The following is a 14,742-nucleotide window of genomic DNA, read 5'->3' as shown; positions in this document are numbered from 1 at the left end:
CCCATGACCATGCCCATGCTCGACCCCGACGTCGTTCCCCCGGCGGCACCCGCGCATCCCGCAGCCGGCCGCCCCGTGGAGCTCGAGGCGGTGGTGCGCGAGCACTCCGCTGTCAACGACGAGTACCGATACCTGTCCCTCGACCTGCCCGAGGGCGCGCCGCATGCGCGTCCCGGCCAGTTCTACCACCTGCTCTGCCCGGGCGGCGACGGGCTCGAGCCCTTCTTCCGCCGGCCGATGAGCGTCTACCGCATCGAGCCGGAGCGAAACCGCGTCGGCTTCCTCTACAAGGTGACCGGCACGGGCACCGCCGCCATGGCGCGGCTGTGGCCGGGCGATGCGTTCAACATCTTCGGCCCGCTCGGCATAGGCTTCACCCTGCCGGCGGAGAAGGCGCCGATCGTGCTGCTGGGGCGTGGCGTCGGCCTCGCCACGATGGGTCCGCTCGTGCCCTTCGCCCGCGAGAACGGGCACCGTGTCACCGCGATCCTGAGCGCACGCGCACCCGATCTCGTGATGTCGGTCGACGAGATGCGCACCGCCGGAGCCGAGGTGATCACCGTGACGGATGCCGAGGGCACCTCCGCCGTCCCGCGCGTGGAGGGCATTCTCGAGGACCTCGTCGCGAAAGGCGCCTGCGCGGCGCTCTACGTCTGCGGCTCGAGCCGGCTCACGCGCCTCGCCCAGACGGTCGCCGCGCGCCACGACCTGTTCGGCGAGGTCGCGCTCGAGCAGCAGATGGCCTGCGGCGTGGGCGTCTGCTTCTGCTGCGTCAGGCCCTTCCGGGAGAACGGGGAGACCGTGCACCGGCGCGTGTGCTGCGAGGGTCCCGTGTTCCCGCTCGCGGAGGCGCTCGCATGATCGATCTCTCCGTCACCTGCGGCGGGCTCGCGCTCGCCAATCCCGTGATGCCTGCCTCGGGCACGTTCGGCCTCGAGCAGGCCGGCATCTTCGACTTCGACCGGCTCGGCGCCTTCGTGACGAAGACGATCACGCCCGACAAGCGGCTGGGCAACCCGACGCCGCGCGTCTCGGAAGTGCCGAACGGCATGCTCAATTCCATCGGCATCCCCTCGAAGGGCGCCGCCGCCTTCGTGCGCGACGTGATCCCGCGGTTTTCGCAATGGCGCCCGCCCCTCGTCGTCTCCATCTCGGCGAACACGCCCGACGCCTTCGCGGACCTCGCCCGCACGGTGAGCGTGGAGGGCGTCGCGGCGATCGAGATCAACATCTCCTGCCCGAACCTCGAGGACGACGGCAAGGCCTTCGCCATGCGCCCCGAGAGCACGCGCGAGATCGTGCGCCGGCTGCGGGAGGCGACCGACCTGCCGCTGTGGGCGAAGCTGACGCCGAACGCCGGCGACGTCGCCGCGGTGGCGCAGGCCGCCGAGGAGGGTGGCGCGGACGCGCTCGTCGTCGCCAACACCATCCTCGCCATGAGCGTGAACGTGGACACCCGCCGCCCGAGCCTCGGCAACGTCATGGGCGGGCTGTCGGGGCCGGCGGTGAAGCCGATCATCCTGCGCATGGCCTATCAATGCGCGCGCGCCGCGACGATCCCGGTGATCGGCTGCGGCGGCATCTCGACCGCGAAGGACGCGCTCGAGTTCCTCATCGTGGGGTGCCGGGCGGTGCAGGTCGGCACCGCCTCCTTCGTCCACCCGTGCGCCCTCGTGGACGTCATCGACGATCTCGAGGACCATTGCCGCGCGAACGGCATCGCGCGGATCGAGGACGTGATCGGATCGCTCGACCTCACCCAGGCGGAGCGCGACATGCTGGGCGACGCCGCGCTCGAGGCGCACGCATGAACCTGCGCACGGACCCCGCCGCGGCCACCGCCGATCTCGCGAGCCTCGACCTGCGCGCCCTGGCCGAGCGCATCTTCACGGATGCCGCCGCGATGTCCCCCGATCGCGTAGGCCTCTCCCGCCCGGCCTACAGCGCCGTCGAGAGCCGCATGCTCGCCTATCTCGAGGAGACGGCGCGTGGCCTCGGCCTCGAGACCTGGCGCGACGCGGGCGACAACCTCGTCGTCGCGGCACCCGGCGACACGGACGCGTCGGCCCGTGCGGGCTATCTCGGCTCGCATGTCGACACGGTGCCCGAGGGCGGCAACTACGACGGCCTCGCGGGCGTCGTCGCCGGCCTCCTCGCGCTCCTCTCCAACGTGCGCGAGGGCACGGGCGCGGGCCGCATCCCGCTGCGGGTGCTGGCTCTGCGCGGCGAGGAGAGCGCCTGGTTCGGGCGCGCCTACATGGGCTCGCTCGCGCTGTTCGGGCGTCTCGGCGGCGCCGCGCTCGAGGCCAGGCGCCGCGACGGCGTCGGCACGCTCGCCGACGCCATGCGCGAGACGGGCCTTCCGGTGGAGCGCATCGCGGCAGGCGAGGCGCTCGCGGACCCCAGATCCTACGCCTTCTTCGTCGAGCTCCACATCGAGCAGGGCCCCGTCCTCGTCGAGCGCAAGTGGCCCGTGGCCGGCGTCACCGGCATCCGCGGCAACATCCGCCACCGCGAGATCCGCTGCCTCGGCGAGGCCGGCCATTCCGGCGCGGTCCCGCGCTGGCTCAGGCGCGACGCGGTCTTCGCCATGTGCGAGCTCGTCATGCGCATGGACGAGCACTGGGCGACGATCCAGCAGCACGGCGGCGATCTCGTCCTCACCACGGGCATCGTCCAGACGGACGCCGCCCACCACGCCATGTCGCGCATCCCCGGCGAGGTCTCCTTCAGCTTCGAGGCGCGCAGCCTCGACGCGGGCACGCTGGAGGCCGTGGAGCGTCTCGCGCATGCCGAGGCACGCGCCATCGAACGCGATCGCGGCGTGCGCTTCCACTTCGACGAGCCCGTGCGCTCGGCGCCGGCCAGCCTCGATCCCGCGATCCTCCAGGCGATCCTCGCCGAGATGGAGGCGGAGGGCCTCGCGGCGGAGACCGTGCCCAGCGGCGCCGGGCACGATGCGGCGGTGTTCGCGCAAGCGGGCGTGCCGAGCGGCATGATCTTCGTGCGCAACACAAAGGGTTCGCACAATCCCAACGAGCACATGGAGATCGACGACCTGATGGTCGCCGTCGGCGTCATGGCGCGTCTCGGCAAGACGCTGTCGGATCGCGCGAAATGAGGCGTGGGCAGAGCGCACGGAGCGTTGGACGTCCCTCCGTTCAGCGGCTAGATGAGGCGCCGCGCGCCGATGGAGGGACGATCCCGTGACGAATTTCACCGACAAGGCTCTGATCGCCGAGCTCACCGCCAAGATGCTGCTCGAGGTACAGGCGGTGCATTTCCGCGCCGACGAGCCCTTCCGCTTCACCTCCGGCTGGGCGAGCCCGGTCTACATCGATTGCCGCAAGCTGATCTCGTATCCGCGCATCCGCAACACGTTGATGGACTTCGCGGCGTCCGTGATCCTGCGCGACATCGGCTTCGAGTCGCTCGACGCCATCGCCGGCGGCGAGACCGCGGGCATCCCCTTCGCGGCTTGGATCGCCGACCGCCTGTCGATGCCGATGCAGTACGTCCGCAAGAAGCCCAAGGGCTTCGGGCGGGATGCTCAGATCGAGGGTGATTTCCGCGAGGGCGCGCGCATCGTGCTCGTCGAGGACCTCTCCACCGACGGGCGCTCGAAGATCCGCTTCTGCGAGGCGTTGCGCGCCGCGGGGCTGACGGTGGAGCACACGTTCGTGATCTTCCACTACGACATTTTCCCGCAGACCAAGGAGACGCTGAGCGAGCACGGCATCACCATGCATTCGCTCGCCACCTGGTGGGACGTGCTCGCGGTGGCGCGCGCGCAGGGCTACTTCGCCGCCGAGACCCTCAACGAGGTCGAGGCCTTCCTCAACAGCCCGATGGAATGGTCGGCGGCGCACGGCGGGGCGAGCAGCTTCCCGCAGAGCTGATCCTCAGGAGCAAGACACCATGCTGGACGACGTCAAGCGCATCCTCGTCGACGGTCCCCTCGGCGTGCACACCGCCGAGGAGTTCATCCAGGCCTGCCTCGCGCGCGCGGCGAAGCCGGGCGATGCCGACGCCGTCCCGCTCTTCGTCCTGGCGCGCCTCGCCCAGCCCTTCTGCGACTTCTACGCGGACCAGGCGCTGAGCGACGCGACGGCGCAGGCCTTCCGCGACCGCATGGTCGCGACGATCGACGCGTGCGACGCCGCCGGCGACGCTCACGCCCGCGACGCCGCGCTGGCCGGCGCCATCCGCGAGGCGTTGGCGGCCGGCTGAGCGTCGCATCGGCGATGTCGGCGGGCGTGGCGCACGCGGCCGGGCGACGTCACCTCGACGGGTCGTGGCCCCAGTTCATCAGCGAGTAGCGCCAGCGCGAGTGCTCCTCGTCGTCGCGCGTGCCGCCCTGCGCGCCGTGCCGGTGGACGTAGCCGACGACCTTCCTCATGTGGGCATAGTCGTCGTCCGTCAGGTCGGCCTTCCTCGTGCGCTTGATCGCGACGATGCGCCGGCCGGACTTGTGGCCGACCGCCTCGCTCTCGCCCTCGCGGGTCCAGCCGACGGCCTGCGATTCCTCGGTCTCGAGCCAGTTCTCGAGCTCCTTCGGCGTCATGTTCACCGCATCCTCGAAATCGCGGTAGATATCCTGCTTCTGCGCATCGTCCATGCGTCGCCTCCTCGGGTTCGCGAGGCCGGTGAACGCACGAGCGCGCGTACCGATCGAGCGGCGCGGCGTCGCGTCGCCTGGGCGCCGTTCGACCGCGCGCTCACCGCGCCGGCGGCGTGCCTGCGGAAGACAGGCCACCGGCGGCCGTCAGCGCGGCGCGATCGAGGCCGAAGCGCGACAGGAAAGCGTCGTCGATCTCGAGGCCGCGGCGGCGCAGGGCGTCGTTGAGATCGGCGCGCCATCCAGCGAAGGGGCCGTGGCGCTCGGAATGGTTCTGGGCGGTGCCGACGACATAGGCGCCGCGCGTGGGCAGCGTGGCGACGCACGCGCCGCGGGCGGCCGCGGCCTGCGGCCAGTCATGGTGATCGCGCAGCACCTGGAGCGGGTTGCGCCGTAGCGGGTCCGAGTCGTCCGGGCGCAGTCGCGCGACCACGGACGAGCCGCACAGGGCATGGAAAGGCCGCTCGAACGCGCCGGGAAAGGGCAGCGGCGCCGCCCGCCCGGAGGCGAAGTCGACCATGTCGCCCTGCGCCAGCACGCCGCCGAGCGACCCGGGATCGATCGCCGTGCGCGCGGCAGCGACGAGGTCGCGGGGGACCCAGTCGTCGGCGTCGACGAGCATCAGCCAGCCATCGCCCTCGCGCAGCGCGGCCTCGCCGAGCGCGTGCCTCTTGCAGCCGGCATCGTTGTTGGCGGCGTCTTGCGCATGCGCGGGCCAGGCGGCCTCGATGAACCGCACGCGCGGATCGTCCGGCAGGGTGGCCGGTCGGTCCTGCCCCATGACGAGGACGCCGAAGGCGGGATCGGTCTGGGCGAGCAGGCTGCGCAGCGTGAGGCCGACGAGCGCCTCGACGCGCGCGAAGTCGTCGGTGCCCGCGCGGCCGACGAGCGGGATGCCGAAGGTGAACGATCGAGGAGACGCCATCACGAGGGCTCAACGCCCTCGGACCGGGGTCGTTCATCGATCAGCCGCGGATCATGCGACCGCGGACGCCGATAGGGTGCAGGCGCCAGCAGGGCGCGACCGGCGCGCGGGGCGCCGGCCGTGGCACGGGGATCCGGCGGCGCGCGACGCGACCGGGAGGCTGCCGGCCGCGAGCGAGGCGTCCGCGGCGCGGTGGCTCAGACCTCGTTGCCGGCGGCGACGAGGCTCTTGACGGTCTGCAGTGCGGCGCCGCGCAGCGCCGGGCGCTTGATCTCGTTGAACAGCGCGACGAGCGCGATCGCGTCCTCGTCCATCAGCCGGGCCTGGCCCTGCTCGACGCCGCCGAGCAGCGCGGAGGCGGGCTGCTCCAGGACCTGCGAGATCTGCACGAGGCGGGACGCGGCGACGCGGTCGGTGCCGTTCTCGTACTTCTGCACCTGCTGGTAGGTGACACCGATGGCTTGGCCGAGCTCGCTCTGGGAGAGCTTGGCCTGCTTGCGCGCGAGACGAATGCGCTGGCCGATCTCGCGGTCGATTTCAGTGGGTGAACGTGTCATGAGCCGGTTCCCGACCTGTTGTTTCCGGATTGTAACGGAAAAGTTGCCCGAAAGGTTGCCTCTGATGTCGGCGGACACGGCACGTTCCTCGCGTAAAGAACCGTACCGCGATACTTGAGCGATCCAGCGACGTCTCTTTGGACACCATCCGGCGCGCGCGCCGTCAAGTCCCACGCTCGATACGGGATGCCCCGGGACGCTCTTCCTACATCGCCATTTATGCACGGAGCAGTCGAAGTGCTAGGCCCCATCGTGCGACATTGCGCCCGGACAACGGGGGCACCACTGCGCATACGTTGCGGTCGCCAAGTATAGGTGCAGTCGCGCCCATCGGCTGCCTTCACGAGTCCAGATCCGAGCCGGATGCATGTGAGGCGTCTCGCATCGCGGATGCCCGATACCCCGCCGCGGCTCCACTCCAACCCTTGGTGAGCCTTACGCAACCTTCCCGACGCAGCACGAACCGGCACACCCTTCCGCAAGGGAACTAACCCCGCGCACCGACCCGAGGACGACCTCACAATCGGCAGGTGCTCCCCCGTAATTCGACGGGGAAAACGTCCGGATGGTGAACGACCCGTGGATCGCCCTGCCCGCCGGCCCGGCAGAATACCGTTTGAAGCAATCTCAAGATGCATCACCTCTGAGTCGAAGTGAACCGCGACCCGAATCGGTCCTGCATCCGATCCGCCGCCGCAGCGCCCGTCGATCCCGAGGTCCCGGTGGCGGCGAACCCACGCAGGCGCCGCACGTCCCGGCACGAGGAGCCGAGACCCCTCGATCGGCCAGGGACGCGACCCGACGGATCTGCAAGCGGCGAGCGTCATCTCATCGGCCCCCCTCGGCCCGCGGGCGGCTCCCGACGCCTCGGCGCACCGAGAAATCGTCCCCCTGGAAGAATGTCCCTCAGAATTGCATCCACTTCAAGCATGAAGCGATCCTTCGATTACCACCCCACACGCGACTCCGGTGATCCGCACTACGCACCCGTTGGTTTGACCCTCCGGTTCGAACTGGATACAGTATGCGACACCGACAAAGGTTAGGATTGCATCGGACATGACGGGCAACGACACGGGTCGACGCGAAAGCATCCGCGAGCGCATCTACGCGGATCTGCGGCGGCGCGTGCGGCGGTGCGAGTTCACGCCGGAGGACCGGCTCGTCGACGTCGAGATCGCGCGCGCCTACGGCGCGTCGCGCATGCCCGCTCGCGAGGCGCTGCTGCAGCTCGTCAACGATGGCTATCTCGTCGGGACGTCCCGCGGCTTCGCGCTGCCGACGCTGTCCCTGCAAGAGGTCCGCGACGTCTTCGAGGTGCGCAAGCTGCTCGAGCCGCGCGCTGCCGCACACGCGGCGAGCAACCTCGACGCGCTGTCCGACGAGGCGCTCGATGCGGCGCTGTCGGACGCGCGGACGGCGATGCGCGCGGACGACGTCGGGCGCCTGATCCGGGCCAACGTCGACTTCCGCGACGCCTGGATCGCGCGCGTGCGCAACGCGCGCCTCGCCGAGACGCTTGCGCGCTTCGTCGACCACGTGCAGACCGTGCGCCGGGAGATCCTGAGCTGCGCGACGACACGCCAGGTTGTTCTCGAGGGCCTCGAGGACGTTCGGGCCGCCTTCGCCACCCGCGACCCGATCGTCGCGGGCGACCGCATGGCGTCCTTCATCGCGTCCGCCGAGCGGGCCTTCTTCTCCGCCCGCCGCTCCGCCTGAGCGCGCGACAACGGGCGCGGAGCGCGGTAGATCATGGGCCTCGATCCGCCGACTCGGCGCGGGACCGGCATCCGCTCGTGGTTCCCGGCGCGGCGTCGGCCCAGCACGGACGGCGCGAAGGCACGCGCCGCGCAGGGAGCCTCTCGATGCAGACCCCAAGCTCTCCCGCCCAGACTCCCCCTGCCAGGACTTCCCCTGCCGCGCCGAGCGTGGTGATCGAGGCCCTGCGCGCGGCGCTGGGAGCGGACGCCGTGCGCACCGGCGCGGAGATCGCGGATCGCGCGCGCGCCGACGCCAGCGGCCTCGCCCCGACGCCGCCGCTCGCCCTCGTTCTCCCGCGCTCGCCGCAGGAGGTCTCCCGCGCCCTCGCGATCTGCCACGAACACGGCCAGTCGGTCGTCACGCAGGGCGGCATGACCGGGCTCGCCGGCGGTGCGCATCCGCACGAGAGCGACATCGCCCTCTCGCTCGAGCGCCTCGTCGGCATCGAGGAGATCGATCCCGAGGCCGCGACGCTCACCGCGCGGGCCGGCACGCCCCTCCAGGTGCTGCAGGACGCAGCCGAGGAGGCGGGCTTCCTGCTCGGCATCGACCTCGGCGCACGCGGCTCGTGCACGATCGGCGGCAACGTCGCGACCAACGCCGGCGGCAACACCGTGCTGCGCTACGGCATGACCCGCCGCAACGTCCTCGGCCTCGAGGCCGTGCTCGCGGACGGGACGATCGTCTCCTCGCTGAACAAGATGCTGAAGAACAATTCCGGCTACGACTGGACGCAGCTGATGATCGGCACCGAGGGCACGCTCGGGGTCGTCACCCGCGTCGTGCTGGCGCTGCAGCCGCGGCCCGAGGGCGTCCACACCGCGATCTGCGCCGTGCGCGACGCGTCCGCGGCGATCGCGCTGCTGCGGGCGCTGGAGCGACGCTTCGCCGGCGGGCTCCTCGCGTTCGAGGCGATGTGGCGCGAGTTCGTGCGCGCGGCGATCGACGAGGTCGGCCTCGCTCCGCCCTTCGCCGAGGAGCACGACCTCCTCGTCCTCGTCGAGGCCGCCACCGGCGAGGGGCCGGCCGGGCGCGAGCGCTTCGAGGAGACGCTCGGCGCGATGCTGGAGGAGGGGCTCGTGCTCGACGCGGTGCTCGCCCGCTCGGAGGCGGACCGGGCAAGGCTGTGGGCCTATCGGGAATCGCCCTACGAATACCAGCCCAAGCTCCCCGTCTTCGTCTCCTTCGACGTGAGCTTCCCCCGCGCCCGCATCGGTTCGGCGGTGGAGGAGCTGCGCGCCCTCGCCCGCGCGCACTGGCCGGATGCGCTCAGCGTGATCTTCGGCCACATCGCCGATTCGAACCTCCACCTCATCGTCGGCGGCCCCGCCCTCGACAAGACGATGGTGGAGGAGCGGGTCTACGCCGTCGTCGCGCGCTACGGCGGCGCAGTGTCGGCGGAGCACGGGATCGGGCGCAACAAGCGCGCCTATCTCGCGCTGTCGCGCAGCGAGCCCGAGCTGGCGCTGATGCGCACGATCAAGCGGGCGCTCGACCCGCGCGACATCCTCAACCGCGGCCGGGTGCTGTGACGCGTCCCGCCAGCTTCGGAGCGAACCGATGACCGGACACCCGCCCCTCCTGCCGCTCCTCGCCGACGACGCCCTCTCCCCCGCCGCGAAGGCGGTCTTCGACGACATCCGCGCGACCCGCGGCTCGGACTTCGTCAACAACTTCTGGCGCGCGCTCGCGCACGATCCCGCGCTCCTGCGGCGCACCTGGGAGGGTGTGAAGGCGGTGATGGCGCCCGGCGCCCTCGACCCGCTGACGAAGGAGCTGATCTACGTCGCCGTCTCGGCGACGAACGGCTGCGAGTACTGCACGTACTCGCACACGGCCGCGGCCAGGGCGAAGGGCATGACCGACGCCATGCTGACGGAGGTCCTCGCCGTCGCGGCCAAGGCCAACGAGACGAACCGGCTCGCCAACGGCCTGCGCGTGCCCGTCGACGAGGCCTTCCTCCCGACGGCGGCCGCGCCTCAGGGCGCGTCCGTGAAGTAGTCCGGGTGGGCGGCGGCGGCCTCGGCGATGAAGCCGTGGATGTTGTTGAGATGCGCGCGCACAGCCGCCGCGGCGCCGGCCGGATCGTGTGCCTCGATCGCGTCGAGGATCGCCGTGTGCTCGCGCACGATGCGGGCGTACGTCTCGTCCTTCGCGAGGCTGAGCACGCGGATGCGCACGCCGTGCGCCTCCTCCGCCCTGACCAGCGTGGCGATGCGGCCGTAGCCGGTCGCCGCGGCGAGGATCTGGTGGAAGCGGTCGTCGGCCTCGTTGAAGGCGAGCTGATCGCGCGCCTGCGCCAGCGTCCGCATGTGCTCGATGAGGTCGCGGCAGCGCGCCGTCACCCCCTCCTCCTCCGGCGCCGGCCCCGTTTCGGCGAGGCGGGTCGCCACCGCGACCTCGAGTGCCTCGCGGATGAAGCGCGCCTCGAGGATGCGCTTGCGGTCGAGCTTGGCGACGAACGTGCCGCGGTGCGGGCGCACCTCGATGAGCCCCGCCTCCGCCAGCCGGATGAAGGCCTCGCGCACCGGCGTGCGCGAGGCGTCGAGCGCGCGCGCCGTCTCGACCTCCGAGAGCCGCATGCCGGGGGTGAGCCGCATGCGCACGAGCGCGGCATAGAGCCATTCGTAGATCTGGCTCGCCGCGGAGCGGCTGAAATCGAGCGTGCCGCCCGCCTCCAGGAGGGTGCGCAGCTCGGTCTCGGGGATCACGTCGCTCATCTCGGGTCGTGGCTCTGTGGTCGCATCGTCGGGCACCACGCGGCGCCGTGCGGAGCAGATTGACACGTTTCGGCGCCGCGCACTAGTATACCGGTACTCGAGACGTCGGGGCGACGGCGGCGATCCGCCTGCGCCCACGACGCGACGGCCGGCAGGAGACCGGCGGGGAGGACGCCGAGAGCTGGACGCGGGGGATCGATGCCCCCGCGATCCCGCGCCGACATCCACCCGACACGATGAGCTGATCCGATCGCGTGAGCCGGCGTCCCGCCGGAACGCGGCGGGCGAGACGGCCCGGGCGCTGAACGCCCGGAGACCTTCGGGAGGAGACCCATGACGAAGCTGATCACCACGCTCATGACCGGCGCCGCGGCGCTGGCGCTCTCCGCCGGGATGGCGGCTGCGCAGCAGACGGAAGTCCGCATCGCCTGGTACAACGACGGCAACGAGGGCGAGGTGCTCGCCGACCTCATCGCGCGCTTCGAGGAGGCGAACCCGGACATCGACGTCGTCATCGACACGGTGGCCTACCAGGCGATCCTCGAATCGCTGCCGGTGCAGCTCGCCGCCGGCGAGGGCCCGGACATGGCCCGCGTCACGGATCTCGGCGGCCTCGCCGAGTACTATCTCGACCTGCGCCCCTACCTCGAGGACCCGGAGTACTGGGAGGCGAGCTTCGGCCCGTTCCTGAACTGGCTGCGCGTGCCGGGCAACGAGGACGCGATCCACGGCTACATGACGCAGCTGACCGTCACCGGCCCATTCGTCAACAAGACGCTCTTCGAGCAGGCCGGCGTCGAGCTGCCGGGCGCCGACGCGACCTGGGCGGACTGGGCCGCGGCCGCGCGCCAGGTCGCCGAGGCGACGGGCGTGCAGATCCCCCTCGCCATCGACCGCTCCGGCCACCGCATCGCCGGGCCGGCGATCTCGATGGGCGCGGCCTACTTCGACGAGGCCGGCGAGCCGGCGGTCGTCGACGACGGCTTCGAGAGCTTCGCGCAGATGCTCTACGACTGGCATCAGGACGGCACCATGGCGAAGGACATCTTCGTCGCCGGTTCGGGCGGCACCTACGTCCCGGCCAACCAGGAGTTCGTCAACGCGCAGACGGTGATGTACTACTCGGGCTCCTGGCAGATCGGCCAGTTCGCCAACAACATCGGCCAGGACTTCGACTGGTGGGCGGTGCCCAACCCCTGCGGCCCGGCCGCCTGCTCGGGCATGCCCGGCGGCGCCGCGCTCGTCGCGCTGAAGGACACCGATCATCCCGAGGAGGTCGCGCGGGTGATGGAGTACCTCTCCTCCCCCGACGTGATCGCGGAGTTCGCCGGCCGCACGCTCTTCCTGCCCGGCCACCTGCAGCTCGACCCGACCGCGATCGACTTCCAGACTGAGAACCCGCTGGCGGCCCACGCGCTGCAGACCTTCGCGGCGGAGGTGCCGAAGGTGGCGGACGCGGCCTACGCGCTGCAGGGCTACACCAACAACCGAATCGTGTTCAACGCCACCATCGCGCGCATCTCCGAGGCGATCGGCGGCGAGATGTCCCTCGACGACGCCTTCTCGCGCATCGAGACCGACATCGAGAACCAGCTCGCGGAGGCCGCGCGCTGAGCGCGTCGCGTCCCAGCGGGGCCGCCGGCGGAGAACGCTCCGCCGGCGGCCCCACGTTTCGGTGAAGGACGAGAGACCCATGTCGCAAGCGTCGAGCGGACCGGCGCCCGCCGAGGAGCGCCGCAGCCTCAAGGAGCTCGCCGGCGCGGGCTTCGGCGTGCTGTGGGCCGCGCTCATGCGCCTGTTCGAGCCGCCGATGGCCGCGCTCCAGCGCGTGCTCGGCATCGGCCGGATGCCCTACCTCTTCCTTCTGCCGAACCTCGCCTTCTTCGGCGTCTTCGTGATCACGCCGCTGTTCATCAACCTCGGATACTCGGTCACCGGCGGCACGGACCTGTATCTCACCCAGCGCCCCTTCGTCGGCACCGAGCAGTACGGCTATCTCTTCGAGTGCGGCAATTATCTCGACCCGACCTCCTGCCGCGAGGACCGCTTCTGGCGGGGCGTCTACAACACGATCACGTTCGTGACCTTCCAGGTCGCGTTCATGGTGCTGTTCGCGCTGGTCACGGCGCTCGTCCTCAACCAGGAGATTCGCGCCCGCGGCTTCTTCCGGGCGGTGTTCTTCTTCCCCGTCCTGCTCTCGCCGGTCGTCGTCGCCTTGATCTGGAAGTGGATCCTGCTGCGCGACGGGCTCCTCAACGCCATGCTGCTCGAGATGGGCCTCGACCGCATCCTCTGGCTGGCGGACGCCAACTGGGCGATGTTCTGGTCGGTCTTCGTCTCGGTCTGGGCGCACATGGGCTTCTACACGCTCATCCTTCTCGCCGGCCTGCAGGCGATCCCGCCGGACCTCTACGAGGCGGCGGAGATGGACGGGACGAGCCGCTGGCGCGCCTTCTGGCGCATCACGCTGCCGCTGCTCTGGCCCAACCTCCTCGTCGTGCTCGTGCTGGCGCTGATCCGCGCCGTGCAGATCTTCGACGAGGTCTACGTGCTCACCGGCGGCGGGCCGGGCACGGCGACGCAATTCCTGGTGCAGTACATCTACAACACGGGCTTCGCCAACCGGGTGCAGAATTTCGGGCTCGCCTCCGCGGCCTCCGTCGTCCTCGGCGTCGTCCTGTTCGCGCTCACACTCACCCAGCTCGCCCTCGCGCGTCGGCGCGACGGTGCGGCCTGATCCGGCCTCGGGAGATCTGATCATGACCGCCGAGTCCGCAGCCACCACCACCGGCCAGGGCCGCGCTCCGCAGCGGGGCGTCGTCATGGCCTTTCTCACGCGCCGGCGGGGCGGCAAGCGCCTGCACTGGACGGACTGGGCGACGTGGGCCTACCTCGCCTTCGGCATCCTGCTGATGTTCGGGCCGATCGTCTGGCTGCTCATGTCGTCCTTCAAGACGCAGGCGGGCCTGCAGGAATTCCCGCCGACCTTCCTGCCGCTCTCGCAGGTGACCGTCGAGGTCGAGGGCAACGCGCGTCCCCTCCCCCTCTTCCGCGTCACGATGGAGGACGGCAGCGTGCGCGAGCTCGCGGAGGTGCGCCGCATCGGCATCGTCTCGACGATGATCGACCCGGCGAACCCCGACGAGCGCATCTCGGTGCCCATCGAGGCGCGCGAGCCGATCCGCGCGTTCCAGCTCGCCACCGAGAACTACACGACGCCGCTCGAGCAGTTCGCGTTCGGGCGATACCTGTGGAACTCGGTCTTCGTGACGGTGATCGCGACGATCATCACGCTCATCATCAACTCCATGGCCGCCTTCGCGCTGTCGATCTACGAGTTCAAGGGCCGCAACCTCGCGATGGGCTTCATCATCTCGACGCTGATGATTCCCATCACCATCGTGCTCGTGCCGACCTACGTCGTCGTGGCCTCGCTCGGCATGGTCAACTCGCTGTGGGGCGTCATCATCCCCGGCGCGGCGACGCCCACCGGCGTCTTCCTGCTGCGGCAATACATGCTCACGCTGCCCAAGGAGCTGATCGAGGCCGCGCGCATGGACAAGGCGAGCGAGTGGCAGATCTACTGGCGCATCGTCCTGCCGCTCTCGCTGCCGGCGCTGGCGGTGCTCGCCATCTTCTCGATCATGTGGCGCTGGAACGACTTCCTCTGGCCGCTCATCGTGCTCAACCAGACCGAGGTCTACACGCTCCAGCTCGGGCTCAACGCCTTCCAGGGCGAGCTGAACACGCAATGGAACTACGTGCTGGCCATGACGGTGGTGACGCTCCTGCCCGTCGCCCTCGTCTTCGCCTTCCTGCAGCGCTTCATCACGACCGGCATCGCGTCGAGCGGGATGAAATGATGCGCGCCCGTCTCGCTTCGCACGCATGCCGCCATCGCCGGCGGCACGCTCGACGGGCTCCCCTCCCCCTCGTGGGGAGGGGTTGGGGGTGGGGGGCGTCGGGTGAAGGGCTAGCGGGTTGCCCACACGCCGTTTGCCGGCATCGGGGACAATGCCTCTTTCTGAACGCCCCACACCCCCGGCCCCTCTCCGCGAGGGAGAGGGGAGACCCGCGGCGGTTCCGGATGCGCTTCGATCGCCCGACCGCGTACCGCCATCGTCCGCGACACGCGCAACCTGCTCCCCTCCCCCTCGTGGG

Annotated in this window: 15 protein-coding genes; 11 read left to right on the top strand and 4 right to left on the bottom strand. The window is 70.7% G+C overall.

Features of this window, described 5'->3' with window-relative positions:
- Positions 1-3: 3 nt before the first annotated feature.
- The 5 genes from ACTZWW_RS02630 (at position 4) to ACTZWW_RS02610 (ending at position 4,230) form a co-directional block, all read left to right on the top strand.
- Positions 4-861 carry a dihydroorotate dehydrogenase electron transfer subunit gene (locus ACTZWW_RS02630; protein WP_444779375.1) on the top strand — a complete coding sequence of 286 codons (858 nt, stop codon included), beginning with the start codon at positions 4-6 and terminating at the stop codon, positions 859-861.
- Positions 858-1,811, top strand: coding sequence for a dihydroorotate dehydrogenase (locus ACTZWW_RS02625; protein WP_444779374.1), 954 nt, complete (start codon positions 858-860; stop codon positions 1,809-1,811). The genes ACTZWW_RS02630 and ACTZWW_RS02625 overlap by 4 nt, the downstream gene beginning before the upstream one ends.
- Positions 1,808-3,121, top strand: coding sequence for a hydantoinase/carbamoylase family amidase (locus ACTZWW_RS02620; protein WP_444779373.1), 1,314 nt, complete (start codon positions 1,808-1,810; stop codon positions 3,119-3,121). Before ACTZWW_RS02625 ends, ACTZWW_RS02620 begins: the two co-directional genes overlap by 4 nt.
- Positions 3,122-3,206: 85 nt before the next feature.
- Positions 3,207-3,899: an orotate phosphoribosyltransferase gene (locus ACTZWW_RS02615; protein WP_372423669.1), complete on the top strand. Its 693-nt coding sequence runs from the start codon at positions 3,207-3,209 to the stop codon at positions 3,897-3,899.
- Positions 3,900-3,918: 19 nt separating this feature from the next.
- Positions 3,919-4,230, top strand: a complete 312-nt coding sequence (locus ACTZWW_RS02610; protein ID WP_444779372.1) for a hypothetical protein — start codon at positions 3,919-3,921, stop codon at positions 4,228-4,230.
- 49 nt (positions 4,231-4,279) lie between these two features.
- Here the strand turns inward: ACTZWW_RS02610 and ACTZWW_RS02605 are convergent, their stop codons facing one another.
- The 3 genes from ACTZWW_RS02605 to ACTZWW_RS02595 all read right to left on the bottom strand — a co-directional run bounded on the left by ACTZWW_RS02605 (position 4,280) and on the right by ACTZWW_RS02595 (position 6,100).
- Positions 4,280-4,618 (bottom strand): DUF3140 domain-containing protein, encoded by a 339-nt coding sequence (locus ACTZWW_RS02605; RefSeq protein ID WP_444779371.1) that lies wholly within the window; start codon positions 4,616-4,618, stop codon positions 4,280-4,282.
- A gap of 100 nt (positions 4,619-4,718) precedes the next feature.
- The gene (locus ACTZWW_RS02600) at positions 4,719-5,543 is read right to left on the bottom strand and encodes a glycosyltransferase family A protein (protein ID WP_444779370.1); all 825 of its coding nucleotides are present in this window, start codon (positions 5,541-5,543) and stop codon (positions 4,719-4,721) included.
- Between the two features lie 197 nt (positions 5,544-5,740).
- Positions 5,741-6,100, bottom strand: coding sequence for a helix-turn-helix domain-containing protein (locus ACTZWW_RS02595; RefSeq protein ID WP_029031236.1), 360 nt, complete (start codon positions 6,098-6,100; stop codon positions 5,741-5,743).
- 1,059 nt (positions 6,101-7,159) lie between these two features.
- Between ACTZWW_RS02595 and ACTZWW_RS02590 the strand changes: the two genes are divergently transcribed.
- The 3 genes from ACTZWW_RS02590 to ACTZWW_RS02580 all read left to right on the top strand — a co-directional run bounded on the left by ACTZWW_RS02590 (position 7,160) and on the right by ACTZWW_RS02580 (position 9,862).
- A complete protein-coding gene (locus tag ACTZWW_RS02590) occupies positions 7,160-7,819 on the top strand; it encodes a GntR family transcriptional regulator (RefSeq protein WP_444779369.1) in 660 nt (219 codons plus the stop codon).
- 212 nt (positions 7,820-8,031) lie between these two features.
- Positions 8,032-9,393: an FAD-binding oxidoreductase gene (locus ACTZWW_RS02585; protein ID WP_444779368.1), complete on the top strand. Its 1,362-nt coding sequence runs from the start codon at positions 8,032-8,034 to the stop codon at positions 9,391-9,393.
- A 28-nt stretch (positions 9,394-9,421) separates the two neighbouring features.
- Positions 9,422-9,862, top strand: a complete 441-nt coding sequence (locus tag ACTZWW_RS02580) for a carboxymuconolactone decarboxylase family protein (RefSeq protein ID WP_444779367.1) — start codon at positions 9,422-9,424, stop codon at positions 9,860-9,862.
- Here the strand turns inward: ACTZWW_RS02580 and ACTZWW_RS02575 are convergent.
- A complete protein-coding gene (locus ACTZWW_RS02575; RefSeq protein WP_444779366.1) occupies positions 9,841-10,581 on the bottom strand; it encodes a GntR family transcriptional regulator in 741 nt (246 codons plus the stop codon). The genes ACTZWW_RS02580 and ACTZWW_RS02575 overlap by 22 nt on opposite strands.
- A 333-nt stretch (positions 10,582-10,914) precedes the next feature.
- Here ACTZWW_RS02575 and ACTZWW_RS02570 point away from each other — a divergent pair, with 333 nt between their 5' ends.
- The 3 genes from ACTZWW_RS02570 (at position 10,915) to ACTZWW_RS02560 (ending at position 14,444) form a co-directional block, all read left to right on the top strand.
- Positions 10,915-12,195 carry an ABC transporter substrate-binding protein gene (locus ACTZWW_RS02570; RefSeq protein WP_444779365.1) on the top strand — a complete coding sequence of 427 codons (1,281 nt, stop codon included), beginning with the start codon at positions 10,915-10,917 and terminating at the stop codon, positions 12,193-12,195.
- Between the two features lie 175 nt (positions 12,196-12,370).
- Positions 12,371-13,318 (top strand): carbohydrate ABC transporter permease, encoded by a 948-nt coding sequence (locus ACTZWW_RS02565; RefSeq protein WP_444779407.1) that lies wholly within the window; start codon positions 12,371-12,373, stop codon positions 13,316-13,318.
- An 85-nt stretch (positions 13,319-13,403) separates the two neighbouring features.
- Positions 13,404-14,444 (top strand): carbohydrate ABC transporter permease, encoded by a 1,041-nt coding sequence (locus tag ACTZWW_RS02560; protein WP_444779406.1) that lies wholly within the window; start codon positions 13,404-13,406, stop codon positions 14,442-14,444.
- Positions 14,445-14,742: the final 298 nt, after the last annotated feature.

It is taken from the genome of Salinarimonas sp. NSM (assembly GCF_052380005.1).
In the GTDB taxonomy this organism is placed as follows: Bacteria; Pseudomonadota; Alphaproteobacteria; order Rhizobiales; family Beijerinckiaceae; genus Salinarimonas.
The sequence above is the reverse complement of the archived record's forward strand: the minus strand, read 5'-3'. Positions and strand labels throughout refer to the sequence as shown.